Source organism: Mesorhizobium sp. M0016, from assembly GCF_040324035.1.
Lineage (GTDB): Bacteria > Pseudomonadota > Alphaproteobacteria > Rhizobiales > Rhizobiaceae > Mesorhizobium.
This window is the reverse complement of record NZ_JAMYVM010000077.1, coordinates 1-503: the sequence shown is the minus strand read 5'-3', so window position 1 is coordinate 503 and position 503 is coordinate 1. Positions and strand designations below refer to the sequence as shown.

1 protein-coding gene is annotated in these 503 nt (G+C 56.3%); it reads right to left on the bottom strand.

The features are described 5' to 3' along the window. Positions 1-503 (bottom strand): LysR family transcriptional regulator substrate-binding protein (locus NKJ88_RS32970; protein ID WP_352446988.1); only part of this gene is annotated, 503 nt, incomplete at both ends.

Sequence of the window (503 nt, the reverse complement as noted above, 5' to 3'; positions counted from 1 at the left end):
ACGTAGTGATAGAGCGCGGACGGTTCCACTGGCCTTACTCCCAGCTGAAACGCCGCGTACTCACGTGCGATGATCTCGTTTGTGATCGAAATGCCCAGGCCAGCCGAAACGTATCCGGCTTCGTGACCGTTGCAATCGAATTCCACCAGTATGTCCGGCTCAACGCCGGCGAAGCGCAAGGCATTGAAGTTCATCTGGTGGGCGGCAAACTGGGGATCGATATCGACGATCGTTTCGCCTGCCAGGTCTTGCGCCTCGATACAGGTCTGTTTTGAAAAGCGGTGGTCGGGATGAAAAATGCATACGTTTCGTGCCGACCCAAGCGGCGCCCATTCAAACAAGCCTGGATCCAGAGGCAGTCTCGAAATTCCAAGATCGGCGCGGCCGGCCAGGATGTGTTCGCCGATCTGCTCGTAGCTTCCAGAAATCGACCGGACATTCGAAGCGGTCTGTGAGCGGATAATCGCCACGACCTTGGGCAAGGTCACGAAACCGAAAACAGA